At 54.6% G+C, this 25749-nt stretch carries 20 protein-coding genes and 1 pseudogene; 10 read left to right on the top strand and 11 right to left on the bottom strand.

Annotated features, from left to right (window positions below; all coding sequences use genetic code 11):
* The first annotated feature begins 133 nt into the window (after positions 1 to 133).
* Together ACFSDX_RS18680 and ACFSDX_RS18685 are read left to right on the top strand one after the other, a co-directional pair.
* On the top strand, positions 134 to 2611 hold the full coding sequence (locus tag ACFSDX_RS18680; RefSeq protein WP_382316309.1) for a glycoside hydrolase family 95 protein: 2478 nt from the start codon (positions 134 to 136) through the stop codon (positions 2609 to 2611).
* Between the two features lie 282 nt (positions 2612 to 2893).
* Positions 2894 to 3865, top strand: coding sequence for a pectinesterase family protein (locus ACFSDX_RS18685; RefSeq protein ID WP_382316311.1), 972 nt, complete (start codon positions 2894 to 2896; stop codon positions 3863 to 3865).
* A gap of 602 nt (positions 3866 to 4467) precedes the next feature.
* On the opposite strand, the gene ACFSDX_RS18690 is transcribed toward ACFSDX_RS18685, so the two are convergent.
* Positions 4468 to 4920 (bottom strand): hypothetical protein, encoded by a 453-nt coding sequence (locus tag ACFSDX_RS18690; protein ID WP_382316313.1) that lies wholly within the window; start codon positions 4918 to 4920, stop codon positions 4468 to 4470.
* A gap of 197 nt (positions 4921 to 5117) precedes the next feature.
* Here ACFSDX_RS18690 and ACFSDX_RS18695 point away from each other — a divergent pair, with 197 nt between their 5' ends.
* From ACFSDX_RS18695 to ACFSDX_RS18705, 3 genes and pseudogenes are all read left to right on the top strand, one after another.
* The gene (locus ACFSDX_RS18695; RefSeq protein ID WP_382316315.1) at positions 5118 to 5723 is read left to right on the top strand and encodes a hypothetical protein; all 606 of its coding nucleotides are present in this window, start codon (positions 5118 to 5120) and stop codon (positions 5721 to 5723) included.
* Positions 5723 to 6307 (top strand): annotated as a pseudogene (locus tag ACFSDX_RS18700) (recombinase family protein). Before ACFSDX_RS18695 ends, ACFSDX_RS18700 begins: the two are co-directional and overlap by 1 nt.
* Positions 6308 to 6566: 259 nt before the next feature.
* Positions 6567 to 7307: a TlpA family protein disulfide reductase gene (locus ACFSDX_RS18705; RefSeq protein ID WP_382316317.1), complete on the top strand. Its 741-nt coding sequence runs from the start codon at positions 6567 to 6569 to the stop codon at positions 7305 to 7307.
* 204 nt (positions 7308 to 7511) lie between these two features.
* On the opposite strand, the gene ACFSDX_RS18710 is transcribed toward ACFSDX_RS18705, so the two are convergent.
* The 7 genes from ACFSDX_RS18710 to ACFSDX_RS18740 form a co-directional block, all read right to left on the bottom strand.
* Complete coding sequence (locus ACFSDX_RS18710; RefSeq protein ID WP_382316319.1) at positions 7512 to 7766, bottom strand: hypothetical protein; 255 nt, start codon at positions 7764 to 7766, stop codon at positions 7512 to 7514.
* A 346-nt stretch (positions 7767 to 8112) separates the two neighbouring features.
* Complete coding sequence (locus ACFSDX_RS18715) at positions 8113 to 8721, bottom strand: outer membrane beta-barrel protein (protein WP_382316321.1); 609 nt, start codon at positions 8719 to 8721, stop codon at positions 8113 to 8115.
* 129 nt (positions 8722 to 8850) lie between these two features.
* The gene (locus tag ACFSDX_RS18720) at positions 8851 to 9276 is read right to left on the bottom strand and encodes a hypothetical protein (RefSeq protein WP_382316323.1); all 426 of its coding nucleotides are present in this window, start codon (positions 9274 to 9276) and stop codon (positions 8851 to 8853) included.
* Between the two features lie 483 nt (positions 9277 to 9759).
* Positions 9760 to 9903, bottom strand: a complete 144-nt coding sequence (locus ACFSDX_RS18725) for a hypothetical protein (protein WP_382316325.1) — start codon at positions 9901 to 9903, stop codon at positions 9760 to 9762.
* Between the two features lie 763 nt (positions 9904 to 10666).
* Positions 10667 to 11956 carry a replication initiation protein gene (locus tag ACFSDX_RS18730; protein ID WP_382316326.1) on the bottom strand — a complete coding sequence of 430 codons (1290 nt, stop codon included), beginning with the start codon at positions 11954 to 11956 and terminating at the stop codon, positions 10667 to 10669.
* A gap of 640 nt (positions 11957 to 12596) precedes the next feature.
* Entirely contained in the window at positions 12597 to 12974 is a 378-nt protein-coding gene (locus ACFSDX_RS18735; protein WP_382316328.1) for a hypothetical protein, read from the bottom strand.
* Complete coding sequence (locus ACFSDX_RS18740) at positions 12971 to 13729, bottom strand: ParA family protein (protein WP_382316330.1); 759 nt, start codon at positions 13727 to 13729, stop codon at positions 12971 to 12973. Before ACFSDX_RS18740 ends, ACFSDX_RS18735 begins: the two co-directional genes overlap by 4 nt.
* A gap of 2379 nt (positions 13730 to 16108) precedes the next feature.
* On the opposite strand from ACFSDX_RS18740, the gene ACFSDX_RS18745 reads away from it, so the two are divergent.
* The gene (locus ACFSDX_RS18745) at positions 16109 to 16924 is read left to right on the top strand and encodes a CPBP family intramembrane glutamic endopeptidase (RefSeq protein ID WP_382316332.1); all 816 of its coding nucleotides are present in this window, start codon (positions 16109 to 16111) and stop codon (positions 16922 to 16924) included.
* Positions 16925 to 16984: 60 nt separating this feature from the next.
* Here the strand turns inward: ACFSDX_RS18745 and ACFSDX_RS18750 are convergent, their stop codons facing one another.
* The 3 genes from ACFSDX_RS18750 to ACFSDX_RS18760 form a co-directional block, all read right to left on the bottom strand.
* A complete protein-coding gene (locus tag ACFSDX_RS18750) occupies positions 16985 to 17566 on the bottom strand; it encodes a recombinase family protein (RefSeq protein ID WP_382316333.1) in 582 nt (193 codons plus the stop codon).
* Positions 17567 to 17616: 50 nt separating this feature from the next.
* Positions 17617 to 18090: a hypothetical protein gene (locus tag ACFSDX_RS18755; protein ID WP_382316335.1), complete on the bottom strand. Its 474-nt coding sequence runs from the start codon at positions 18088 to 18090 to the stop codon at positions 17617 to 17619.
* A gap of 386 nt (positions 18091 to 18476) precedes the next feature.
* Positions 18477 to 19979: an alpha/beta hydrolase gene (locus tag ACFSDX_RS18760; protein WP_382316337.1), complete on the bottom strand. Its 1503-nt coding sequence runs from the start codon at positions 19977 to 19979 to the stop codon at positions 18477 to 18479.
* 196 nt (positions 19980 to 20175) lie between these two features.
* On the opposite strand from ACFSDX_RS18760, the gene ACFSDX_RS18765 reads away from it, so the two are divergent.
* From ACFSDX_RS18765 to ACFSDX_RS18780, 4 genes are all read left to right on the top strand, one after another.
* Positions 20176 to 20847 carry a recombinase family protein gene (locus ACFSDX_RS18765; RefSeq protein ID WP_382316339.1) on the top strand — a complete coding sequence of 224 codons (672 nt, stop codon included), beginning with the start codon at positions 20176 to 20178 and terminating at the stop codon, positions 20845 to 20847.
* The gene (locus tag ACFSDX_RS18770; RefSeq protein WP_382316341.1) at positions 20847 to 21194 is read left to right on the top strand and encodes a hypothetical protein; all 348 of its coding nucleotides are present in this window, start codon (positions 20847 to 20849) and stop codon (positions 21192 to 21194) included. Before ACFSDX_RS18765 ends, ACFSDX_RS18770 begins: the two co-directional genes overlap by 1 nt.
* 665 nt (positions 21195 to 21859) lie before the next feature.
* Positions 21860 to 23353: a hypothetical protein gene (locus ACFSDX_RS18775; protein ID WP_382316343.1), complete on the top strand. Its 1494-nt coding sequence runs from the start codon at positions 21860 to 21862 to the stop codon at positions 23351 to 23353.
* Positions 23354 to 23953: 600 nt separating this feature from the next.
* The gene (locus ACFSDX_RS18780) at positions 23954 to 25564 is read left to right on the top strand and encodes a patatin-like phospholipase family protein (RefSeq protein WP_382316345.1); all 1611 of its coding nucleotides are present in this window, start codon (positions 23954 to 23956) and stop codon (positions 25562 to 25564) included.
* Positions 25565 to 25749: the final 185 nt, after the last annotated feature.

The raw sequence follows: 25749 nt of genomic DNA on the forward strand, positions 1-25749 counted from the left end.
GTGGGACCTCCGTTTGCCGCCTTTGGCCGCCCCGCTCGATGCCGTAGCAGACATCGGGCGGGGCGGCCCTGCTTAGGGCTCGCCAGACTTTATGCATACGGGATTTTATGTCTCATTGACTGCCAAGCATTTCATGAAGAAAGCCATCCTCCTCACCCTGCTGGCAGCCACCAACCTACTAGCCCACGCCGCCAAACCTACCCCCACGCCCCTCAAGCTCTGGTACGACCACCCGGCCGCCAACTGGAATGAAGCGCTGCCCATCGGCAATGGGCGGTTTGGCGCAATGGTCTTCGGCACGCCCGGGCGCGAGCGGCTGCAACTAAATGAATCGACTATCTGGGCCGGCGGGCCGAATAATAACGTGAACCCTGATGCGCTGCCCGTCATCCGGCAGCTGCGCGAGCAGCTCAAGGCGGGCCAGCAGGTGGAAGCCCAGGCGCTGGCGCAGGAAAAAATGAAGCCCTACGGCAATAGCGGGATGCCCTACCAAATGGCCGCCAACCTTTACCTGACCTTCCCCGGCCACGAGAAAGCGACCAGCTACTACCGCGACCTCGACATCGGCCGGGCGGTGGCCTCGGTGAGCTACCAGCTTGATGGGGTGGGCTACAAGCGCGAAGTGTTCAGCTCCCTGCCCGACCAGGTACTGGTGGTGCGCCTCACGGCCAGCAAGCCGGGCAAAATCGACTGCCAGCTCAGCGAGGAAACGCTGGTGAAATACGCCCTGCGCACCGAAAACAACCAACTTATTCTTGATGGCAGCGGCAACGAGCACGAGGGCCAGCCGGGCAAAATCAAGTTTCAAACCCGCGTGCAGGTAGTGGCCGAAGGCGGCAAGGTAGTAGCCGAAGCACAGGGCCTGCGCATTGAGCACGCCAGCAGCGCCACGCTCTACATCTCCATCGCCACCAATTTCAACAACTACCACGACGTGAGCGGCGACGCTGCCCAGCGGGCCAGCGCCTACCTAACCCAGGCGGTTGGCAAAAAGTATGACCAAGCATTTAAAGACCAGGTAGCGGCCTATCAGCGCTACTTCAACCGCGTGAGTTTGAACCTGGGCGTGACGACCGCCGCCCAGCAGCCCACCGACGTGCGCCTGGCCAACTTCGCCAACGGCCAGGACCCCGCCCTGGCGGCGCTCTATTTTCAGTACGGGCGCTACCTGCTCATCAGCTGCTCGCAGCCGGGCGGGCAGCCCGCCAACCTGCAAGGCATCTGGAACGACAAGCTTAAAGGTCCCTGGGACAGCAAGTACACGGTGAACATCAACACCGAAATGAACTATTGGCCCGCCGAGCCCACCAACCTGACCGAGCTGCACCAGCCGCTGTTTGCCCTGCTCAAAGACCTGAGCGTGACCGGCCAGCAGAGCGCCCGCCAGATGTACGGCGCCCGCGGCTGGGTCATGCACCACAACACCGACCTCTGGCGCATCACGGGCCAGGTCGACGCCCCCAACTTTGGCCTCTGGCCCATGGGCGGGGCCTGGCTGAGTCAGCACCTCTGGGACCATTATCAATTCACTGGCGACCAGGCTTTCTTGCGCGAATACTACCCCGTGCTCAAGGGCGCAGCCACGTATTACGTCGATGCTTTGCAGGAGGAACCTACCCATGAGTGGCTGGTGGTGGCCCCATCGATGTCACCCGAAAACTCCTACCAGCTCGATGGCCAGAAAATTGCCATCGTGGCCGGTACTACCATGGACAATCAGCTGGTCACGGATTTATTCTCCAAAACCATCCGGGCGGCGGAAGTACTGGGCGCAGACCAAGCCTTTGCCGATACCCTGCGCACGCTGCGGGCGCGGCTGGCCCCCATGCAGATTGGCCAGTACGGGCAGGTGCAGGAGTGGCTGCAAGACCACGACAACCCCAAGGGCACGCACCGCCATATCTCGCACCTTTACGGGCTGTTTCCAAGCGGGCAGATTTCGCCCTACCGCACGCCCGAGCTGTTCGAGGCGGCCCGCACCACGCTCACTCAGCGCGGCGACATTTCCACGGGCTGGTCGATGGGCTGGAAGGTAAATTTCTGGGCGCGGATGCAGGACGGCAACCACGCCTACCAGCTGCTCACCAACCAGCTGCGCCTACTGCCCGGTACCGTCGAAAAGGTCAACGAAGCCACCGGCGGCGGCACCTACCCCAACCTGCTCGATGCCCACCCGCCGTTTCAGATTGACGGCAATTTTGGCTGCACCGCCGGCCTGGCCGAGCTGTTCGTGCAGAGCTACGACGGAGCCATCGACATCCTGCCGGCCCTGCCCGCTGCCTGGCCCACCGGCGAAGTAACCGGCCTGGTGGCCCGCGGCGGCTACGTGGTGGACCTGGCCTGGAACAAAGGGAAGGTCACGCACCTGCGCATCACCTCGCGCCTGGGCGGCAACTGCCGCCTGCGCCTGCGCACACCGCTGCAAGCCACCGGTAAAACCCGGCTCTCGACAGCGCAAGGCGAAAACCCCAACCCTTTCTACCAGGTACTGCCCGTGAAAGCGCCGCTTATCTCGGCCCAAGCAACTCCGAAAAAGCCCAGCCTACCCGCTTCCACACTCTACGACTTTGCCACTGAGGCCGGGCAGTCCTACGACCTGACCGCTCGCTAATTCTATGCCGCTGATTTCTTAGGTTATCGTTTTTTGCTTGTTGTATCTGCATTGTGCACGATGCCACCCTCTTCGATAGGTACTACTTCACTAAGATGGCCGCTCAGCTGAGCTACGAGCGGTTAGCTGCGCTCGCGCTCACTCCCGCCGTGACGGAGGCCACGCCGCAGCTCCAGAATTTCACCCTCAGCCATATCGTGTGCGACGGGGCCGCGCGCGGCATTTTCCTGCGCGGCCTGCCCAAGCTGAACGAACTCCTCAAATCCCACGTGACCAAGCAAAATGAGCCCGCTTTTCCTCTCAAACCGCTTTACCTACCTCATCTATTTTGTAGTGGGGGGGCTACTGTTGCTAACCGCTCAGGCCCAGGCGCAGCGCCGTCTAGTGGTGGCGCCAGACGGCAGCGGCGACTACCGCACCGTACAGCAGGCCCTTGACGCCTTGCCTGCTGGGCAGACGCAGCGCACCACTATTTTCATTAAAAAAGGGGTGTATAAGGAAAAACTCACCTTGGCAGCTGGCAAAGACTTTGTGTCGTTGCTAGGCGAAGACGCGGCCACCACCATTCTCACCTACGACGACTATGCCCAAAAGCAAACCTCACAGGGTCAGAATATTGGCACGTCGGGCTCGGCCAGTTTCTTTGTGCGGGCTACTAATTTTTCGGCCGAGAATATCACTTTCGCCAATTCCGCTGGCCCCGTGGGGCAGGCGCTGGCCATCTGGGTGGGCGGCGACCGGGTGCGCTTCAAAAACTGCCGCTTCCTAGGCAACCAGGACACGATTTACACTGGCGGGCGGCGGCAGTATTACCAGGATTGCTACATCGAAGGCACCACCGATTTCATTTTCGGTAGTTCGACCGCTTGGTTCGAAAACTGCGAGTTGTTCTGCAAAAAGGGCGGCAGCTACCTCACGGCCGCCTCTACGCCCGACACCGTGCGCTACGGCTACGTCTTCAATCGGTGCCGCCTCACCGGCGATGCCCCTGCCCAGAGCTACTACCTAGGCCGGCCCTGGCGGCCCTACGCCAAGGTGGTCTTCTTTCGATGCCAGCTCGGCTTGCACATCAAGTCCGAGGGCTGGCACAACTGGGGCAAGGCCAGCAACGAAGCCACGGCCTACTACGCCGAATTTGCCAGCGCTGGCCCCGGCGCGGCCGGCGCGCAGCGCGCGGCCTGGTCGCACCAGCTTACCAAGCAGGAAGCCAGCGACTACACGCTGAAGCAGGTGCTGGGCGATTGGCAGCCGTAGGGCGGCGTATGCGGTCGCTACACTGACGTGATTTCCTGCGATGACGTGAGCGCTTGACGAGTTATAGCGCGAAGCTCTGCTTACTGGGCAGTTCGCCGGCTGCGTCGGAGCTATCGGATGGCAAGTTGTAGCGCTAAGCTCTGCTTGGCGTAACGTTAGCGGGACGCAACCAAATGCCTCACTAAGCTGGAGCTTGGTGGTATAATGGTACGGCGGCACGATTAGTTATCAAACTGTACGCTTCCCTTACAAGAAAGCCGGTACCATTTAGAGTCTAGCCGTCTTGTAAACCTGTAAAAGGGCGTCTTTTAACGTCCATTTCATAACATTAAATAATCCACCGACTACAGCTTGTAAAATAAGCTGAGCTTAGTTGGGCTAGAAAGGCACACCATACGGATACCCCCTCCCCCATCACCTGCGCACCACAAAAGGGCTTGTTTCAGTGGGTCAAGAAGTTGATTCCGAAAATTTTGGCGCAGTAGCTGTGTGACCCCTACTTATTGAGCCAATGCTGCACTGGTCAGCTCGCGCCCGCGTTTTAGCCCGCTACGTTTGCTGCAGAGCGCTAAGCTAGTTCCCGTAGCGCTTGGTAGCTGCGTTTACTGGCACTCTTGAAAGACAATGGGCGCTGTCTGCGCAATGACCACGCTTCGGCCTGCTCCGGTGTTGCGATGCAAGTAGAAGTAGCACGTGATAGGCCGTTTGAGCTGGGTGTTGCGTCGAATAGCGGCGATGGGGTAGGTGATGGTAACCGTATCGTGGCGGGCGGAAATAGCTACGATGCCCTGCCGCCCATCGGAGAACGTCATGCGCGGGTTCGTGCTCTGAAACTTGATGGAAACGGCAAAGCCCTCCGTTGACTGTTCCGTCTCAGAGAGGCTGTAGACTAATTTGGCCCGAATTACGGAGGTGGGCTGTAACGTCGCGCACGGGGGCTGATTGAGCGCGAGTAGGGTGAGGCGATTGGGGGCCAGGGTTTGCGCCAGGGTAGCGCTTACGGTCAGCAGGGCCAGGCTACCCGGTACTACTCGCAGAAGCGTAAGATTTATCACAGGGTACGGGAAAGGGACGACTCGCTGACGAAGCGGTTCGTAAAGGTAATAATGTTGCTCAGCTAGCTGCCCTCCAACAAAGGATGTTTTTTGGAGGGTTTCCGGGCCAGCCCAAACGCCCCTAAAAACGCAGGTTTTTGGGGGCGTTTTTTTATACCCTTTTTTGGAGAGTATCTTGAGACACAGAAACCACGAGCATGAGCCCATTCGAAGAGAGTTTTTACATCTGCGAGCTTGAGCTACAATCTGAGTTAGCTAAAGGTGAATACCGAGCGATAGGGAGGATGCTATCGATGCTACGAACTTTACGTCCTGACGATGGACCGCAGTACAAATGGACATTTAATGATGTCTTTGGGCGTGTTCACTCCTTTCTAACTCATGCCAGCAATATCTCAAAAATGTTCTGGCCTATGGTAAGTTCTGATGCGCCTAAAAAACCTCAAAAGCTGGCTATTTGGCAACGCACTACCAACCGCGGGCAGCATTTAAGGAGCTTGTATAATATAGAAGCTACAAGTCCACTAGCGAGTAGGGATTTGCGCAATCATTTAGAACACTTTGATGAGAGACTAGATGCTTTCTTCGCTGAGATATCGACTCCAGGTGTATCACCAGTAATAATTGGTGATATGAATCTTGGTCCCATGAGCGCATACTCTGGTCCCACTGAATTTAAGCTGCGCAACTTTGACCCTGATATTCAGGATTTTCATTTTCGGGGAGAACTATTCAATCTCAGGGTTATAGCTGACGAGGTCCGTAAGGTTCACCAACAATCTTGGACACTTAATAGAAAGTAATGCGAGTCGCCATCTACGCCCGAGTGTCGACGAAGGACAAAGACCAGGACACGGAGAACCAACTCCACCAGCTCCGCGCCTTTGCCGAGCAGTATGGCTCTATCTACCAGGTTTACACCGACCAGGAGTCGGGCGGCAAAGCTGACCGCACCGAATTCAAGCAGTTGCTGCTCGAGGCCTACCAGCAGAAGTTTGACCTGGTGGTGTTCTAGCGGCTCGACCGCTTCAGCCGCGAGGGTGCCCTGGCCACGCTGCGCTATCTGAAGGAGCTAAAAGATCATTGGGTGAATTACAAGTCGTTCACCGAGCCCTACCTCGACTCGCTCGGGCCGTTCGGCGACGTGATTGTCTCGATGCTGGCCACCATTGCGGCCCAGGACCTGATTAAGATTTCGGAGAATACCAAGGCGGCCCTGGCCAAGAAGAAGGCCGCGGGGGTGCAGCTGGATGCGCCTCGTAAAAGCGCGGACGTCATTGCGCAGGTGCACCGCCTGAAGGCCAGTGGGGCCTCCAATCAAACGATTGCTCGGGCGTTGAAGGTGTCGCCTAGTACGGTGGCCAAGTATCTGCGTCCAGAGAAGTAATAGCTGTCTAGCCCTAAAGCTGGGTATTCTTTTAAGCAGGAGGAACGCGAGAATAATTACGATAAGAACTTGGCCGGTAGTGAGCTAGCCAAGTAGTCAGGCAAGCACCTCGGTCGTCCTGCTGGGCATGCTGCCGAGAAGCTAGTGAAGGGCTCATCGGAAGCCGATAGTATGCTGCTCACTGACAGCAGCAGCGCTAGGGGATACATAAACATTTACCTAGCTAAAGACTTCTTAACTAGTACCTTTTCCTCCTCCTATGAAGCCGAAGCGGTTAGCCCTATTCCTTGGTTTACTTGCCCTGCTGCTCGGGGGCAAGCAGGCCCAGGGCCAAGTGGTGCGTTATCAAAACGCGGGTAACCCCAAACTTTGGACGGCGACGGAAGTCGATACGTCTCGGCAAGTGATGAACCGGCGATTCCGGGCGGCTGGGCTAGCGTTTGAGGTCGTGGTTGGGCAGACCCTTACGCGGTCGGACACGGTTATCCACGAGTACACCTTGGTCGGCAGTCGTACGCCCGCGGCCTGGCAGGCGCGCCAGCAGGGCCTGGACGGCTTTATTGGCCAGCTACTGCCCGCCTTTACCTTACCCGATTTGCAGGGCAAGCTGGTGGACTCGCACCGCCTGCTGGGGAAGCCCGTCGTGTTGAATATGTGGTTCACGACGTGTGGTCCTTGTATCGCGGAAATGCCGACGTTGAACCGCATTCAGCGCGAAAAAGCTTCGACGCAGATCGTCTTCCTGGCCCTGACGTTTGAGCGCGCGCAGCGAGTGCGGGCTTTTCTGCAAAAGCACTCCTTCACCTATCGGCAGGTAGTCGGCGCCCAACAGTATTGCGCTCAGTTTGTGACGGGGTATCCCGTAACCTTCTTCGTGGGGCGCGATGGCCGGATTAAAAAAGTACTGGGTGGCCTTGCGGGAGACGTTGACTCGGCCACTCCGACGCTGCCTAGCATTGACGAAAAAGCGTTCTACGCGGCGCTTAAGCAAATCGAGTAACTTCTCACGGAAGAGCTATCACCTTTTAAGAGGTTGGTTTAAGAAATGTGACAAACTCAACTGCTAGAGACAATGGCAGCTTTTTCCTGGTAATAAGCGGGTCCCAGTGCCTCGTCTTGGGTGTCACATGAAATAAATACCCACCAAAAAGCCGCTACGACCCGGTAGGTGCAGCGGCTTTTCGAGGGAGGCAATCCTCGCGACTTACCCGGCGTCGCCGGACCTGGAAACGGTGGGGGCTTTGCGAGCCCGGGCCGAAGCCAGCAGCCGGCAGGCGTCGCGGTGCAACGCCGTAGCAGCACGGGCCACCGTCTTGTCCAGCTCCACGCCCGGCAGAGCCCCACCCAGCACTGCGATGACTGCGAGGCAGACCAGGGCAAGCCCCGCCATGAGCAGCGCGGCCGCCCGGAACAACAGATGGGCGTAGAACTGTAGCAGGGGCATAGGGCAGGGCGGCAAAAGCAGAAAGGTAAGTCCTTGCGGCGGGCTAAGATAGGGAAGAAAAATAGGCCAGCACCCAGGCGCGGGTGGCCGTATCCACCTGGTTGGTCAGCCTAGCAGAACTTGCGTTCAGGAAAACGGTGACTTAAACAGTCACTGTCTTGTTACATACTGTGAATCAATGTACAAAATATGTAAAAGAGGAGCCTATAACATTAATTAAACGCAAGTTCGGCAAACGTTATAAGCTATTCTCAGTAGAGTATTGATTTGGTAAGTCAGAACAAAAGGGGGGGACTTTGCCTCGTTGCAACGGTCTTTTCTCCCTTTTGTTCAATAATTACGCTATCTGTGACTCGCAGCCTCAGCCGAACTTGTAGTTCAACCCAAGAGAGGTGTTTAGAAAGAAACGGTCACTAAAATTATAAACTTCGTCTACTCGCATGCTCACTAACCCGTTGACCGTCAAATCTAGGTGAGATGAAATAGCCGCTCGCACCGCTGGCCCTAGCGTCAGGTTAAATCTGGTGTCGGAAAGAGTAGACTCATTATTAGAAGGAGGGGAGAAAGTGGTCCGACCCTTTGCATGGACCAGTGTAGCACCTCCTAGGAGGTCGAACTGAACAGGATTAGCGGGCTCCGTGACCGTGTAGCGGAGTAGCGCGGGTACGAGGAAGTATTTCGTCCTGACAGTAGCTTCTACGGCTGAGTTTGGATTAGCAATCATTTCGCGCTTGCCGTGATAGGAAAAACCAACTTGTAGCGCCCAGCGTGGCGTAAAGGGCAGGCCTACCATCAGCGACGGACCGAAGCTGCTGGGCACTATTCCTCGGTCTAGGAAGGGTAGGTTGGATAACAGATTAGCCCCAACCCCCACGTAAAAACGTGACGAGGCCGGTGCTACTTGAGCAGAACTAGCCAACGGTAGCAAGGTGCCTAGCACACCAGTGGTGAGCAGTAAGTGAGGAAGCATTGGCTAACAGGAAAAGGAAATCTACCAACGTAAGATGCGTTTAGGAAGTGTGCTGTGCTAATTGAATATAATGGCTGAGTTTGTCGCATTTCCTAAACGAAGGTTTGTTACTGGTTAGCAATAATATACTTACCAAATAATGTGGTCTTTATAGGGTTGCTGCTGATAAGTCAAGAAATCGGCGGCCTTCCAGTAAGTGCCCGTTAGGGGTGCTAATCGCCAAATAGCTGGGTGTTCCCCCCAAGGGTCGGTCAATAATTCGAGTAAGTCAGTGTCTACCAATCGCATTGCATGAACCCACTGTAAGGCAATAGTGGGTAGCAGGATGTTTTCATACGACGCTCGCCATACCGCCACATGCTCCCCAGCGACTACTGCCCAAGTATGTTGCCGACTGATATAGCCGCAACTAGGGTCACCGTAAAAATTATCCTCGAAAAGACAGCGACTATCACGTTTGCGAAGCAGATAGGCATCTTCCGACCGATGGCCAAGTACTAACTCATCAGTTTCATCGAGTAGCTGCAACCCCTCATACATTTTGGCTAAAGACATTTTGCAACGAGAATCTTAAAAATTATAGCACAAAATGAAGGCGCTAGCGATGAAAAAGGCGTTGGCCCTTCTTGGAATAGTTGACTAACATTGCATTCAGGCACACCTTGAAAAAGTGGTAGGTTGGAGCCTGTGCGAATAGCAGGCTCAGGGGTGGTCTTTGCTGCTTTGCCATCCTTAAGTGGATGGCTTCCCAACAGCCAAGCCGTATTGAGTTAACACCGCTTCGAACGCTTGATTGCCTACCCACCCCTCGCTTTCGCGCATCGCAATCAGCAAGTATCGCTTTGTTTCCTCCACTGATTGACTCTGGCCCTGTACGAATGCATCCTCCCACGGGCGCCTGTTGGCGGGCAGCAGGTATTCTATTTGATAGGCACTAGGTATAATGGCACTACTTAAGAGTACAAACCACGCATTTGTAAACTCAGGGTCAGGCGATAGTCCCAGCCGCGCCATGGACGTCAGCCCCCAGAGGGTCATCTACGGGAATAGCTTCTTAAGCACCTCCAGTAATTGGAGCATCTGCTGTCCTACTAGTTGGTCAATGGGGCCTTTGCTCTCCATCTCTTGGTAATACTCCTCTAGGGTCTGGCGGCCTTGGGCTGGGCTCCGTTGGATGGGCATGAGCTGCTACGGTTTGTCAATGCCCGACAAGCTACCAAGAATCAACGCTATAAAAAGCAATCCCGCGGTTCCTACTACAGCTGCAAGCACCTTAGTGAGCACCATCTTTTTCAGTTCACCATAACGGTCAGTTGAATAAAGTAAACCTTCTTCACAAGGTGTCGTCCGTCGTTGCTAATACGCAACGGAGATAGTATACTGCCTGCCTTCGACCTAAAGTGCGAACTCGCTAGCCAGTGGGGAGTAATTGATTTCATGTGAGGCAGCTTTTGAATTATTAGCTGCTGCTGATTTTAAGTTATGATACTTATCATGAACTGTGTTAAAAGTTAAGAAGAGGGGGCAAGTTTGGAGCGGGCCTTTTTCCTTTCCTGTCCACTTAGTGTGCCAGCGCTAGTTGCATGCCATCTGTTACTATTGGCCTTGGTTAAAAGTTTGGTACAGATGTTACATCAGTCCAGCTATCGGACTGGTAAACAAGCATAATGTACGAAAACAGGGGTTTTCCGGTACCGGCTCCCTACTGCCTTCCGGTGGCTGCTAGCACGACAAAACGTGGTGTCCGAAACTCATAGCGGCAATTAAAGTACCCGATAGACGCTTTTGGCAGCTTTTTGGTACTCTAATCCGGGTGAGTGTAACATCTGTACCAAACTTTTAACCAAGGCCAAGGATGGCTCGTATTCCGGCTTGGGGCCTCCCTTGGGGTTTAGCTGCTGACACCGCGGCTAAAGGGCTGACGATGGTACCACCCCGCAAGGAGTTAGGAAAGAGTAGTTTTAATCAGCCAGTCTTCCCCATTACGCTCTATAAGGGCGAATCCCTGACTTAAATAAATAGCCTCCAGATGCAGCTCAAAAGTGGGTTCCTGACGCTGTCGTTTCAAAAACGGCCCGGGGTTCTCGTACATGTCCCGCACTTCCCGCAACGGAAAAGCAACTTCTTCCAGTATTGGTAGCTTGGTCTTCGTGGTAACGCCGGTCTTTTTGCCTGGAATCATCTTGGGGGTTTGTTCCCCGGCCAAGTATTCTTCCAGTAAGTACTTCTCCACCAGAGCTTTGTAAACAGCGCCCGCCGGTTTCTTCACTTTCCCCAGTTGATGCTGCTTGCCAATGCGCGACAATACGAAATCTACGTATTCAAGGGGATACTCCTTATCTTCTAACTGCTTAGTAATCTGCTTAATGCTGCGCAGGCTTACCCCTATCAGCCGCAATGCTTGAACCCAAGCAAGCTCCTGTAAAGCAGCTTTCTCAACATTTTCAGAATGTTGAGAAAGCTCTGTTTTTTCAGTATTCTTGCTTTCCTGTATTTCTACCAGCTCATCTGAGCCGGTGCTGGACGTGTCGTAGCCAAACAGGAACTTGATGCGCTGCACCAGCTGGTTCTGGCGCTCCAACTCGTAGGTAAACGGCATGTCGGTGCGCGCCAGTTCCAGCTGCGCCCGGTCCAGTATCCGGGCTTTGAAGTTGCTAAAGCGCGGGTATTCGTTCTCAGCGATGTTGAGCATGAAGCGCAGTTGCTCCGGCGTGACGGTTCGTTGCCCAAAGTCCGAATACTCTTTCAGTAGCCAATAGATGCGCACCGAACTGGGGCTTTTCAGCTTGCGCAACTCGTCCAGGTCGGCCAGGGTGAAGTTGCCGCTTTCGCGCAGCTGCAGCAGGTACGGCATGATGAGGGGATTAAAGGCCGCCACTATCCCGCCCATGTCCCCATCGTAGCCCGCCTTGGCCATCAGCGGAATGTAATCGTACTTGGGCCGCCGTCGTCGTTTGCGGGTGCTGTCCTCCAGTATTTCAATGTACAGCTTAAAAGAGGTGATGTCGTCGCACATCTCGTCAAGCTGCTGGTAAGCCGAACCGCCGTGCCGTTCGAACAGCAGTTCGCTGACCGGGATAACGTGCTCTTTGAATTCGGTATCGTCCAGGCTGATGCGGGCAAGCAGCGCCAGAAACAGGCGCATCTGCAGGGGCACGAAGCTGAAACGCGCGTTGACGAGCGCATTGTGCTGGGCTACTATTTTGTCGGCGTTCTGTTTGGGCGGCTTTTTCATGGCGGATAAGTCGGGGCACTGGAGAGCGAAGGCCGTCTATTTTGCACTAGTCTAGCGTCCTTTTTGTAGTAACCTGGCCTTGGTAGCGTCTTTTGAGTAGCACCCTGATTTTGCGTAGCGTCTATTCTGTAGCAACCTAGCGTCTCTTTTGTAGCAACTTGACGGGATAGCGTCCTTTTTGTAGCAACCTAAAATCTGGTAGCGTCCTTTTTGTAGCAACCTAGCGTCCTTTTTGTAGCAACCTAGCGTCCTTTTTGTAGCAACTTTAACTCATAAATTATTGTTTGTCAATGCGTTATGCAGCCTATAATACTAATACTATAATTTGAGTTTTAAAGACAACTAGCTAGTGAGTTTTTTTAAGCGTCTATTTTGTAGCAACCTTGTTCGCTTAAAAGTAGAAAAAAGTACAAGCATAGAGTTATTTTGAAGCGGTTGTACTTTTTTATGCTAATTATTGGTGGTCAATGAGTTGCGGTTTTGTACTGTGAGAAAATCTATTTCTATTGAATTGCTTTTTCATGGTGTAATAGTGAAAATGTACAATATCGGTAGTAGCTTCAGAAACTCTTGCTGCTGTAATCTCCTCAATTGATCCCACGCAATCGCCCTAAAGTAGTCGGTTTGCTGGCCCTACTCGCTATTGGGGCTGCAGCTTGCGGTTTGTTTTAAGCAGCTTTTCTAGCACGGGTGCTGGCAAAGTCCGCTGCGCGGCGGGCATCTGCGCTAAGGCGGCTTGCAGAGTGTCTTCCAGAAACTGCCGGATTTCGAAGCCGGGCTCCCAGTACTCCGCCTGCTTGAGCTGCAGGTACGTTTCGTCGCGTACGTATGACCCAAAGGGCACCCAGCGCCCGGTGGGACCAGCCGGTGCAGGGACGTCCGATGAGGGGCTCGAGATTGAGCCTGCGGTAGGAACTGCCGGCAGCGGGCTGACGGCTCCGAACATCAACTCGTCGGGGGTGGGGGCAACGGGCTGGGTCAGCGTGCTGCCGAAGCGTTTTTTGGGGCCGGTACTCATAGACGGGCGAGAATTTCAGTAGTGAGGTTGCGGTAGTCTTCGGCGCCGTTGCTGGAGGGCGCGTAATCAAACAGGTTTTGCTTTTCAATCTGCGCTTCCGAAAGCTTGCCGTTTTGCCGGATGCTGGTGTTCATAAGTAGTGGCCCCGTCACGGCGTTGTCCCGCATGATGGCCACCACGTCATGGTGCAGCGAAAGGCGGTAGCTGGCCGAGTACTTCGTCAGGAAGAGCCCGCCGACCTTCAGGCGGGGGTTGAAGTTTTTGCCCATGATGGCGCAAGCGTCCAGCAGCGTGGTCAGGCCCTCGTAGCCGTAGAACTCGGGCTGCACGGGGATAAACACGGCGTCGCTGGCCACCAGCGCCGCGTAAGTGAGACTGGTGAGGGCGGGGGGCGTATCGATGAGCACGTAGTCGTAGTCGGCCGCTATGTCCTCCAACTGGTCGCGCAGGAAGAACTGGTAGGTGGGCTGCTGCCCCAGTATCTTCTCGAGCTGCGTCAGCTCCCGGGCCGACCCGGCCAAGCCCATCCCCTCTCCCACCCCGACGATGATTTGCTTGAGCATGCGCTCGCCCTTGATGACGGTGCCTAAATGAGTTGCCACGTTGGCGGCAAAGCTCATGGTCAGGTTGTGTTGCGGGTCACAGTCCAGGAAGAGCACCCGCTGCCCGCGACGGGCCAGTTCCTGACCGACTGTCAGCGTGGAAGTGGTCTTACCTACTCCGCCTTTATGGTTTGCAAAAGTGATAACTTTCATGAAGCAGCAATGACAGTGATGCGGCAATATTACAACGCATCAGGTAAGCGAGCACACTCCACATATTGCAAATACTAAAAATACTTAACATTCTGAGTATTTTAAGAATATCAAATAGATGGATTCTGATGGCTGTCTCAAACAACTATGATAGTGCAGCTTGCACGCATGAGTCAACTTTTGAAAATACTTAGAACACTAGGAGTTTTAAGAATATTAAGTATGCTAAACGGCTAGATGACCACAGAGTATTTTGTGCTTGCTGTGTATGCCTAGAATGTTGAATATGCTGATGATACTAGGGAACGTGTTTTAGCATTTGAGTATGACTCAAATGCCGTGGTGCTATGGTAACCGAAATTCCCCTGAGTGGCTACGATAGGGTAGGGGAATGGTCTACACCAAGCCATTGGGCGTTGGCAAAGCCGGCAATGAGAAATGGGCTGGTCCAATGCGCTGAAGCAGTAAGCATATTCCAACCGGTGATGGCTTAGCTAGGCGAGTTTATCCGGCGCACCTGGGCATATGGTCGGATTTCAGAAATAGTGTGCTTCGATAAGTTGAATTCAATATTTTTTTGTGCGTGATGGTGCACGCAGTGACTTTAGGTCCCAAGCCCTGAGGCGGTCGAAGTAAAAATGAAAAAAGAAGGCCGTCTACTTCTACTGAAATGACACCCAAAACCAGCTAGGCGTCGTCCGCCCAACCACCAGCATACTTACGACAAGGAGCTGAAGGCCGGACCCCTGCGCTTCGCCAGCGAAGCCCGTAGCACCCGGTTAACTCGCCCGATACGGGACCGCACCGAGCAGGAGCTTTCGCGCCAACTACCTTGGCCACAGCTGAATCCTTTTGAAAGCGATTCAAAGCCACACTACTCGACAGCAGCTGTTTCTCGGCCTGACTAAAGCTAAGCTTGAAATCAACCACAACGTCGCTTGCTTCAGTACCTGACGGCGGTGCTCGGTCCTCGATTACTAAAATCTTACCATGATGCGAACAACAGGAATCGCATATCATCGCTCGGCATATTCCACATAACCCCTAGACTTCTGGGACTTGCTGGATGAGTGGTCGGCCATGGGTATCCAGGACTACTAGCTGCCCGGCTGCAAAAGACACTTCTTGAACGTGCGTTTAATTAATGTTATAAACTCGGCAATACTACCTAATATACCGGTCACTATAAACTCACTCTTAAAACAGGTGCGGGTCTGCTTGTCACATGCTTCTGCACGTAAGTACTATAAAAGCAAGCAGCATGTAGCTACTGCTACATGCTGCTTATTGAACGAACCGCTAATTGACTATTGCTTTACAGACAGCTCTTAAAAGCGCGTAAGATTCGGTATCCCGCGCCTCAACTAGTGAACCCCGAGGCCATAGAGTACTCCTAATGAGCCCGTAAGAGCGGTACGCGTACTTGCTTTATTAGGGCTAAATACACTGCTGCCGATTGGGTCCTCCGTTAGGCGATAATTTGCTACTACCTCCGCCACTACCTGCCAGCGCGGCGCTACCCGATAACGGAAGCTTGGGCCGAGCGACAAGTGGACGTCCGTAGTAGACTTCTTATACGCAACGGCGGTTGTCTCGGGCGTTGTTCCTGCCGGGGGCGGCGTGCCGTCAGGCGACGGAAAATAGACCTGAGACTGGTACTGGGTGGAGCGGCGTACCAGCGTGGCACCCCCTAACAGGTCCGCTTGAAACCGGCTAGTCAAGTTGTTCGTGAGGGTGTAACGTGCCAGAATAGGGACGGCTACGCTGTGCAGGCGAAAACTATGAAAGCCCGGAACAAGAACTACTTGACCGGCTGCGTCCTGCAGCCCGAGCACATAGCTGTAGGTATCGTTTTGCTGGGCATACTGCCCGCTAAGTTGTAAGGCTAGGCGCGGCAGTACCTGCCAACCGACGGTCAGCTTCGGCAGCAGGGGCACCTGATTGTAGGTACTGGGGCCAGTAGGCGTCCCGGAAAACCCATCGGGGGACCTTAACAAGCCAGTCGCTGCGGCCACTCCCAGGTGGAAGGTAGGGCTGCGCCGAGTCGCTGGCCCGTCAGGCCCAGCGGTCGGCACCGCTTGGGCGGCACTGAGCAGCGGCAAGGCGAGGACGGCTACCGGAAAAAGTAAAGAAGATTTGGTAAGCATAGCACAGGAAAAGAAGTAGGTTTCAGAATAGAGTCAGTTGCCACTACATAAGTTGCACTTGTGTACGCGTAGAATGGGACGTTGTAAAAGGCGGCGTCATTATGGCCAGTCCGGTCTTTGTCACATTTCCTAAACGGCGCTTGTCAAAAGTGACAAGCGCCCCTTGCCGCTAATTTTACGTGCTAGGAGCAGTTACTACCTTCGCCGCCTCTCCCTAGCTCTCCCCGCGCGCATGCTGGCTGTTTATAGTTTGTGGGGCCTGCTCTGGGGCCTACTGTGCTTGGGCTTGTGCGCGAGCCGCCTTTTCTTAGCCCCCCGCTCACTGGGCTGGGCCGCCCTGGCCTGCGGGGTCCACGCGAGCCTACTGCTGCTGCCCCCCTGGCCCGTGTTTGCCTTTTTGCTCGGGCTACACCCGCCAGGTAGCTGGTTCGGGCCGCCCCAGGACCCGGTGAACTGGCTCAGCAAAAGCGCCGCCCTGGCGGCCTCCCTGGCGTTGGTCTACGTCGGGCAGCGCCCAACGCCCGACGCAGCGGGCCTGCGCGCGCCCGCGCCGGGCGCGTGGCTAGTGGGGCCCGTGGTGCTGGCAGTGGCCGCCTGGGTCGCCGTGAGCGCCCACTACGAACGCCACTTGCCCCTGGCGGGGGCGTGGAGCCAGCACCTGTTTTATGGGCTCCTGCCCGGCCTGGAAGAGGAAGTGTTTTACCGGGGCGTCCTGCTGGGCCTGCTCGCCCCCGTCTTTACGCGCACGCTGCCCTTGTTTGGGGCGCGCACCAGTTGGGGCGGGGTAGTGGGCGTGGTGCTCTTTGTACTGGCGCACCATTTAGTCGTGCCCGAGCGCTTGTTTGGGTTGGGCCTGGGGGCGGATTTGGGGCGCTACGTCCGGGCGTGGCTGTCGCCGGCTCACTTTCCCCCCGGCGCGGTGCTCTACGAGTTCGGGATGGGCACGCTCTTTCTGTGGGTGCGCGAACGCACGGGCTCCTGTTGGGCGGCCGTGGCGGCCCATTGCCTCATGAACGGCTGCTTAGACCTGGGACGAGCCCTGTCGTAGCCCCCACGCAGCACGGTCACGGTTCTACTCCAATACCGCTACCCTCAAAAAACGCCCTTCCTAAGCCTCTAAAAGGTATTTAGCTACGATACTAGGCGACATTTTGAACGCCCGCGCGATAGCCTGATTAGAGGCGCCACCGGTCTTTAAACGCCGCACCTGCTCCACCGTCTCCGCGCTTTTAGTGGGCGCTCCTAACTGCACGCCAGCAGCCTTCTTCTTGGCCAGCGCGGCTTTCGTGTTTTCCGAAATCTTAATCAAGTCCTGCGCGGCGATGGTGGCCAGCAGCGAGACAATCACGTCGCCGAACGGCCCTAGGCTGTCGAGGTAGGGTTCAGTGAAGGACTTGTAATTCACCCCATGATCTTTGAGCTCCTTCAGGTAGCGCAGCGTGGATAGGGCGCCTTCCCAACTGAAGCGGTCTAGGCGCCAGAACACCACCAGGTCAAACTTCTGCTGGTAGGCCGCGAGCAGCAGCTGCTTAAAGTCGGTGCGGTCAGCCTTACCCCCCGACTCTTGATCGGTGAACACCTGATAGATGGTGCCGTGCCGCTCGGCAAACGCGCGCAGCTGGTGCAGTTGGTTCTCGGTATCCTGCCCTTTGTCCTTCGTCGACACGCGGGCGTAGATGGCGACTCGCATGCCCAAAGGTACTGCTACTCTAGTAGGGGCCTCAACCCGCACACTCCCTGCTATAAAGCCGTGAAAGTGTAGTCCTCTACTCCCGCATAGTCATGGTTATCTTGCCGATACGTATACGTGTGACGGATTTGCAAGGTCTTATCAGTGAGATCCAGCACTTGAAACGGGCCGTGGAACTGCTGGGCCTCAAGGGTGAGCATGGTTTGGTCTTCATTGAAGAACCAGGAACCCATTTGGGGCTCCGTAACCGGGGAGCACGAAGTCGCCCCTTCCGAGTAAATAAGCGACTTATCGCTATTGAACTTCGTTACATCGTCGCGTTGGCAAGCAGGCGTTCCAGCGTAGGTTTCAATGACATCCGCTTTGCCATCGTGGTTAAAGGTGAGTGTCTGCGCGGTTATTTTCCAGTGGTGGGCTAGCAGCAGGCTGGTGCGCACGTCGGCTCGGGGCACAGGCTCGCTGTCTTTTTGGCAAGCGCCCAGCGCCAGCGAGCTAATACCCAGCAGAAAGAAGGTTTTTTTCACAAGAAAAAGAAGAGTAGCGGGTGAAGTGCAAAGCTAAGCAAGTTGCCAGCCAGCTTAAACTCGCCGCCCTGCTGAGTGCGGACAGCTTTTAGCGGACACTGCCCATCGCCGACTTTCTGCCCGCCACCTCGCGCCCAATTTCTGGAGTTTCTACTCGCTAGACGAGGCTGTCATTCACAACTTACTAATGGGTAGTAAACTAAGGTCGACAAACGTTAGAAGCTTGCTTGCTGCCTACCCCCAAAACGGGCAGGTTTTAGCCTCCAATAAAGGGGGGGGTAGAAAAACGGCTCTGAAAACCTGCGTTTTCAGTCTATAGGAGCACTCTCGTTAACTCTCCAAAATACGGTCGCTAAATAACTTGTAGACTGTTAATTACGGTTCAATTAGAGCCCCTTCTCACGAGGTGTTTTGAACGTCCAATACCCACCTGACATTGGCTTTAGCCATTTCCGTTGCCTGGCCCGCTCCTTTTTGCGCAACATGTAGTGAATGTCGCCAACGACCGTGCCTTCCGAAGCGAAGTATGAATGAGCCAGAAAATCGCTGGCTACGCCAGAGGCGTCAATTGTTTCGACCCCGGGTAGAACTAATAGCCTTTGGCCCGCTTGGCCAGCGCGAGGCGCGAGGTTAAGTGCCATAGATGTCTTTAAAGGAATGTCATCGTTACTGGCATACAGCGTGATATTCGTTGCTCCTTTTTTCACAATAGGCACAATATCTTGTTTAAAGTCTTCAGCACTAATATCGGGAGCGGTAAGCACTATCTCCTGAATTGTATGACCGAGAAATACCTGTGGTTCCTGCACCATCATTTCTTTGAGAGCAGCAACCATGATGCGGTTCCCCATGCTGTGGGCAATTAAGTACACTTGGCGGGCCTTGGAGGTTTGCAGGAAATGGCGCAAAAATCCTTTAAAGGGCGCTACGGAGAGGGCATTCATTTTCTCATCGAGTCGGTACTGGTCTACTAAATTTATAGCAGGCCCTTGCGAAGGCCAGCTAAACATGACCGGAACCCCCGTAAAGCCTAGATCGTATGCAAATTGCGCTGTGCGCAGCGTGGCATCTTCAAACGTATTGTTAAAGCCATGGACGAAAATGAACGCCTCCTTCCGGGCGGACTCCGCGATTTTGTTATTCATCAGCCCTACCAACTCCCCTCGCGAGGCAAGCCGGGACGTGACGACCACGACGTGTTTCTCGGGATTTGGCTTTTCAAGGGTGAAACCCAGTAGAGAAATGGGTAATTCCAGTTTTCCCATCTTATGGTCCCGAGGAATGCTGACTCTACAGGTACCATACCGAAGCGCGGTGGGGTTTTTACCAAAAGCCAGCTGGGGCTTATCGCTCAGCAGGTTACGGTTCGTGCAAAAAAATACTGTTACGCGGCGGCGGTCCTTTTCCGCCACTTCTTGTGCCACTAGTGCCGCCCGTTTCTGCGCGTCCGACAAATTTGCGGGCAAGGGAACTGGGCAGCCGTTGTTGTAGAGGGGACCTGCAGTGTCCGGGCAATAGTCTTGGTTGTCCGCTATCCCATCGCCGTCAGCGTCGGCGCAAGGCGTTCCTTTTTGGGTGGGGCAAGGGTCCTCATAGTCAGCGAGACCATCGTCATCGCCATCAAGCGGACACCCATTTTTATCAACCGACACCTTAGCGGGGGTTTCGGGGCATTCATCCCGTAAATCCTCCACCCCGTCTTGGTCGGAGTCGGCTGGCCCGTCGACACCCACTGGGTCAGTGGGTGTCGAGGATATCATTACCTGTGAAGTGGTTATTGGAGCTGATGGCCTAGAGCAGGCACCCAGGTATAAAACCAAGAATATCAACGATAGGAGCTTAGCGAAGCGCTGTTTATCTTGGTAGTTGCGGTAGGTTAGCTTCATCATAGTTAAACCGTTGTGTTGAGTGGATGCAAGCACTTGTCTGTGCGAAGTCAATGGCATTATAAATATAGATATATAATTAATTTTTAGCAAGGCGTAGCAGCTTTGGGTAGAGGTAGGGTAATGAGACATTTTAAGAAGGACCGTTTGTAAAATGTCTTTTGACTAAATTTGCCTGAAACCACTCTCTTTTCACCCCGTGCCCGCCTACTTCGCCTACTACCGTGTCTCCACCCAAAAGCAAGGCAACTCCGGCCTGGGCCTTGAAGCGCAGCAAGCCGCCGTGCGGAGTTTCTTACAAGGGGCCGCGCCGGTGGGGGAGTACGTGGAAGTGGAAAGTGGTAAGAAGAACCAGCGGCCCCAGCTGCTGGCGGCCATTGCCGCGGCCCGGGCGGCGGGCGGGGTGCTGCTCATTGCTAAGCTCGACCGACTATCTCGGAACGCGGGCTTTATCCTGGCCCTGCGCGACTCGGGGGTCAACTTCGCCTGCTGCGACATGCCCGACGCCAATACCCTTACGGTGGGCTTGTTTGCCGTCATTGCCCAGCACGAGCGCGAAACCATCTCCCAACGTACGAAGGATGCGCTCAAAGCTAAAAAGGCGCGGGGGGCGCAGCTCGGCACGCCCGCCAACCTCACGGAGGAGGTGCGGCTACTCGGGCTGGCCGCCCGGCAGCGCAATGCGCGCGAACATGGGGGGATTCGCCAGGCTACAGCCCTTATTCTGGCCCGGCGGGCGCAGGGCTTGAGCTGCGAGCGCATCGCAGGGGAGTTAAATGCCCTCGGCTTTACCGCTAGGAGAGGGGGGGGCTTCTCCCAGAAGCAGGTCCAGCGTCTGCTTGACCGCCACTCCTCTGCTGCGCTATCCTAATGTCACAGGCCCTCGCTTATTCGTTTGACGATGAAGTCGCTTCCAAGTTCTGCTATGACATAGACCAGAAGCGCCTGGAAATACATTTTACTGGCTGTTGGGACCTCGCCACCCAGCACTACCACGAAGGGCCCTGTTATCTGCTCATTCACCAGTGGCGTGCGGCGCATTGTCAGGAAGAAGCCGTAAGCAAGCGCTTTGTTCGCCTAGAACAGGGGATGGGCATCGTCAGCTTATTGCTCGCTGTCACATGGGTCGAAGAGCAGTTAGAACTGGTTGTCAATACGATTGACAACCGCTACTTTCTGCTTCGATTTGCTAATCCGATTGTGGAGGTAGTACTCTAGCCAAACGAACCCCCTCCAATATTCGGTCTATTTTTGGAGGGAACAGATAAAAGATTCATTTAAAATAATTTTATATATTAATTTTTACATATTAACTTTAGGTCTCCTCTTTAAGCGTCCTTCGACCCTTCTGTCAAAAACGCGATCCCTAAGGTTATGGCCTGGATTATTCTCGACTCTAATGGCGGTCCCGTTACGCTGCATGTAAGGGTGACGAGCCTTTGCAACTGGTTCTTTTACTACGGCGTAGGCGGTCATGCTGATACCGATTCTTCACGATGCCCGGACGGGGAGTTCTCGCTACCGTTAGGTATAGCCTCGTCCAATACCGGTAGCGAACCTATCTCGTTATTCTTCATCAATCCTGGCAATCAGGCAGAAGGCTACCGCGTCGATTTAGAGTGGTTTCAAACTGATAAGCAAGGTAACAACCCGGTTTTACGGGGGGTGGAAACGTTGCGAAGTACTGGCCCAGTGCCCGTAAATGCTACACCCGTGCCACCCGGCGCTTCTAGCACAGTGCCCTCAGGGGTCAATTATCAATTAATGCCCCTCGGCCGTTTAGGAGCGACGGCTGCAGCAGTAAATGTAGACCACCTATGAGTCGGCACTGTTGGTTAGCTGGGGCGTTGCTGCTATATAACATCTTAGTTTGGCACTCGAACGTGCAGGCTCAAACTGGTCCGGTCCTAGCTGGCCGGGTACTCAAGACTCTAGGCGCTCAAGAAGATACAGTGGCTCTCAATGGCCTGTACGAAAATATGGAGCCCGCTACGCAAATAGCGCCCGGCCTGCTGGGCATTGGGACTCAAAGTGTGCATGCGCCAGGGGGCTTGCAGGATATTTCGCTCAGCTTGCTGCAATCCTTCGTCAACCTGCCTACCCAGGGTTCCGGCGTGGGTATTGAGTTTAGCCCGGTGCAACTGCTGGAAAAGACGACGTATCGGCCTATGAAGCGTGACAGTGTTATTGCCCGCTTCTTAGGTATCGCCCCGTTGCGCCGCGACTCTGTGGCATACCGTTCGCTCCACGAGTACCGCCGCACATATTGGCGGCGCGGTTTTACCCTGTCGGGGGCCAGCGTGGGTGACTCCGTTGCCAGTCGATTGGCGGGTGGGATAAGTTACACGTTTGGAGCCGGCCAGTTAGATCCTTTCAAGGCCAAAGGCTACAGTGAAAGCATAACCCGGCAAGTAAACGCACTATTGGTGAAGGGCTTAATAGATCCTTATCTTACGTTGAATAAGGAATTTGTCCGACAGCAGAGCAAAGCTGTGCTCCAGGCGGTGCAAGAGGCAGACATTACCCCAATAACTTTCCTCACGGTCGAGGCTTATCGGCAGTTTCTACAGCACATTACCAGCCAGACACTAGCCCTTCCCCAACTCAACTCGACAGACACTAGTGCGACGAAAAAAGCCGAGCAGCTGAAACTGTATTCTACCGAGACGCTCCGCCTCCGCTTGGCTAGCTATTTAACTACTCGCCCCGAGCTGAGTGCCGCTCAAAAGCAACAGTTTGCAGCCAGTCTAGAGAAAAACTTATTTAAAATTCTTCAGGATGCTTTGGTAACTTATCAAGCTGCCGTCAAGCCTTTATTCCGCGACGCTGGTACCTTGCTCAAGTCGGCTTCACAAGACTTTGAGCGCCGCAATTGGAATGCACCGCTGCTCCAAGTGGGCTTCGGTCAGGTCTGGCGCTCTGCCGATCATAGCTGGCGGGGGCTCTCGCGGCAGTCCGTCCATGGGTTCGCCCGCGGCTCCATTCGCCCGCCTGAAAGCTGGGGAGAGCTTCACCAGCATACACAACTCATTGGCAACTTTCAATATGTGTACCAAACCAGTGACTCCTTGCGGCAGCAATTAGGGTATGGGCTGCGCCTGTTGGCCGGCAATGAGCGGCTACGCTTTTCGGCCGAAGGCTCGTGGAAATACCAACGATACCGCGCTAGCGATAAGCCAGTTCAGGAGCCGAATACTATCAACCGCTTCACTGTTGGATTAGAGGTGCGTGTGGCTGACAACCTTTGGCTAGAGGTCGCTGTAGGGCGAACTAATGCCGCCGCTGTACCTGGCCAAGTAGCCAATAAAGCCAGCATCTTAACCCTAGCCGACCTTAAATACGGCTTTCGTAACCACCGCCGATTTATTTTCCGGTAGATTGAAACAAAAGCCATCTTGTTATCTGCTTTATCAACGCCTCTCACAGTACTGTTGACCATTAGTAGCCTGGTTGAGCGGTTTATTTACAAGTGGGTCTGAGCATATTAAAAACCGTATCTAGAGGTTAATAAAGCCATTTGTTCAATGTAATCTGTATTATTCTAAACTGCGAGCGGGTGAGTCTAGAAAGCGTACCTTAAGAAGGTTCAGAAAGCCCGCATCGAGTGCGTGTCTGGCTTGTAGAGGGGGTTCAGGAAGTCGAAAGATGACGGGTCCGACAGGTTCAGTGGCTGTTGCAGAACTCGGCGTGCCACTTTCCAGCAAGGATTCAGTCAGCTTAACTATGCTAGAAAGGCTACTAAACGAGTCTTTTACCTGTGCTCGCCAGCTTGTGTATACGGCTGCCACGCCGGCTAGCGAGTAACAGCCACTGTACCTGTCGGAACGAGCACTCTAGCTAATTCTGTTTGCTTAAATAGGGACGCAGACGGGATAATTATAGTCATAGGCATGAAAAATATAGGCGGGGGAATTCACTTCACAATATATTTTTATATGTATATTTGATTTATGTACTTCGATAGCATATCGGCATCCATGGAACCTGCTCCTATACTCACTACGCCCACCCCTTCTCCCCTAGCATCTGAAGTCGGATTCGACATTGGGCTGGTGATGGCTGGGGCCGTGTCGGCCGGCGCGTACACAGCTGGGGTTATCAACTTCCTGTTCGAAGCCCTTGACGAGTGGAATGAAAGCCCCTGGGCAACTCTCAAAGAAGGCGGTACGGGGTGTCCCTGGTCCGTTCGGCTAAAGACCATGGCGGGCGCTTCGGCGGGCGGGATGTGCGCCGCGCTCACGGCCCTAGCGGCTCTCAAAGGGGATGCTAAGACCTTCTATGATGCCTGGGTTAAAAAAATAGATATAGAGCAGCTACTGGATGCCAGCGACCTAATGCCAACGCAGCGGTTGCTGAATTTATCTAGCATCCTGAACTGTGACACCTTAGACCGCATTGCTCGAGACGCCATCAAGCTACCAGAAACTCCCCGCTGGCCTAGGTGGCTGGGCGTTGGGCAGGAGTTCAATTTTTACTTGACGCTCACCAATCTGAATGGGCTTACTTATTCCGTACCGCAGATTGGTGCCTCTTCTCAGCGCTTTACTGACCACGCCGACCGGATTCATTTTCGGCTACGTCCGCGGGCAATAACAGGGGCCCCGCCTTCCCCCGAGCTATGCGAGTTGCCCGCTAACGATGCGACCTACCCAGGCTGGGCTATTCTACGCGAAGCAGCTTTGGCTACCGGTGCCTTCCCAATTGCCCTGGCCAGTCGCACGCTGACTTTCGACAATGCTTACTTCGATAAACGACTTTGGTATACCGGCGCGCAACGGCCCCTTTTCGTCGAGCGAGCGGCCCTGCCTACCCTGAAAGCAGGTGAAATGGCGAAGTATCGGTTTGTCGACGGGGGCGTGACCGATAACAAACCGCTGGAGCTAACCCGCCGGGCGCTCTTCGAAGCCGGCCAAACGAGCCTACCCCGGGGGGATACGCATGCCCGGCAAGCCGTGCTCATGGTCGACCCCTTTCCTAGTGAGGATAAAGACGGGGCGTATCAGGAAATCGAAGCTAAACTGGGCTCCTTAGTAGCGCACCTTTACCAAGCACTGCGCAACCAGTCGCGCTTCAAGGTAGACGAACTGCTAAATGCACTCGACCTAAATGTTTCCAGCCGCTTTGCCATCGCCCCTAATCGTCGAGATGCCCAAGACCGGCCTATTACTCCCGCTTTGGCCTGTGGCACGCTAGGCGCCTTTGGTGGCTTTCTATTCGAGGGGTTCCGGCAACACGACTATGATCTGGGGCGTCGAAACTGTCAGTATTTTCTTCAGCAATGGTTTGTGCTCTCGGAAAAGAATCCCTTATTCAGGCACTGGAACGATACGCAATGCCAAGAGTTCCGAATTAAGAAAAGTCTAGCACAGCTACACCACGAGCAGGAGACACTTGATAAGCGTATCCATGAAGGGGCAGCAGCCGAAGAAATAAGAGCACTGCAAGCGGTAGTTGCTGACCCGTACCGACGTAACGAGAACCAGGAATATTTGCTTCCGATTTTGCCGCTGCGTCCCCATAGCAAGCTCACACGGCCCATTAGCAATCCGGACTGGCAGGCAGCGCGTCTGCTCCCTAAGCGAGAATAGCAACTTAGCACGTGGCTGTATCAGCGGCTTGATGCGGTGGCTGGCCTCGTAGCAAATGAGCTACCCGGTACTGGCTTGCAGGGCTGGGCTGTTCGCAAAATATACGGCTGGAAACGTCGCTCCTGGGTAGCCAAGGGCTGCGCCAAATTAATGACCGTTCTCACATCTCAGCTCGATAATGCGGC

It is taken from the genome of Hymenobacter bucti (assembly GCF_042681145.1).
GTDB classification, from domain to species: domain Bacteria; phylum Bacteroidota; class Bacteroidia; order Cytophagales; family Hymenobacteraceae; genus Hymenobacter; species Hymenobacter bucti.

Bases quoted from the DNA above. Each gene is read 5' to 3' on its own strand.
- ACFSDX_RS18685 (WP_382316311.1), top strand. From the start codon at position 2,894: ATGAGCCCGCTTTTCCTCTCAAACCGCTTTACCTACCTCATCTATTTT.
- ACFSDX_RS18715 (WP_382316321.1), bottom strand. From the start codon at position 8,721: ATGCTTCCTCACTTACTGCTCACCACTGGTGTGCTAGGCACCTTGCTA.
- ACFSDX_RS18725 (WP_382316325.1), bottom strand. From the start codon at position 9,903: ATGCCCATCCAACGGAGCCCAGCCCAAGGCCGCCAGACCCTAGAGGAG.
- ACFSDX_RS18680 (WP_382316309.1), top strand. From the start codon at position 134: ATGAAGAAAGCCATCCTCCTCACCCTGCTGGCAGCCACCAACCTACTA.
- ACFSDX_RS18760 (WP_382316337.1), bottom strand. From the start codon at position 19,979: ATGATGAAGCTAACCTACCGCAACTACCAAGATAAACAGCGCTTCGCT.
- ACFSDX_RS18720 (WP_382316323.1), bottom strand. From the start codon at position 9,276: ATGTCTTTAGCCAAAATGTATGAGGGGTTGCAGCTACTCGATGAAACT.
- ACFSDX_RS18705 (WP_382316317.1), top strand. From the start codon at position 6,567: ATGAAGCCGAAGCGGTTAGCCCTATTCCTTGGTTTACTTGCCCTGCTG.
- ACFSDX_RS18750 (WP_382316333.1), bottom strand. From the start codon at position 17,566: ATGCGAGTCGCCATCTACGCCCGCGTGTCGACGAAGGACAAAGGGCAG.
- ACFSDX_RS18735 (WP_382316328.1), bottom strand. From the start codon at position 12,974: ATGAGTACCGGCCCCAAAAAACGCTTCGGCAGCACGCTGACCCAGCCC.
- ACFSDX_RS18780 (WP_382316345.1), top strand. From the start codon at position 23,954: ATGGAACCTGCTCCTATACTCACTACGCCCACCCCTTCTCCCCTAGCA.
- ACFSDX_RS18770 (WP_382316341.1), top strand. From the start codon at position 20,847: ATGTCACAGGCCCTCGCTTATTCGTTTGACGATGAAGTCGCTTCCAAG.
- ACFSDX_RS18730 (WP_382316326.1), bottom strand. From the start codon at position 11,956: ATGAAAAAGCCGCCCAAACAGAACGCCGACAAAATAGTAGCCCAGCAC.
- ACFSDX_RS18695 (WP_382316315.1), top strand. From the start codon at position 5,118: ATGAGCCCATTCGAAGAGAGTTTTTACATCTGCGAGCTTGAGCTACAA.
- ACFSDX_RS18740 (WP_382316330.1), bottom strand. From the start codon at position 13,729: ATGAAAGTTATCACTTTTGCAAACCATAAAGGCGGAGTAGGTAAGACC.
- ACFSDX_RS18745 (WP_382316332.1), top strand. From the start codon at position 16,109: ATGCTGGCTGTTTATAGTTTGTGGGGCCTGCTCTGGGGCCTACTGTGC.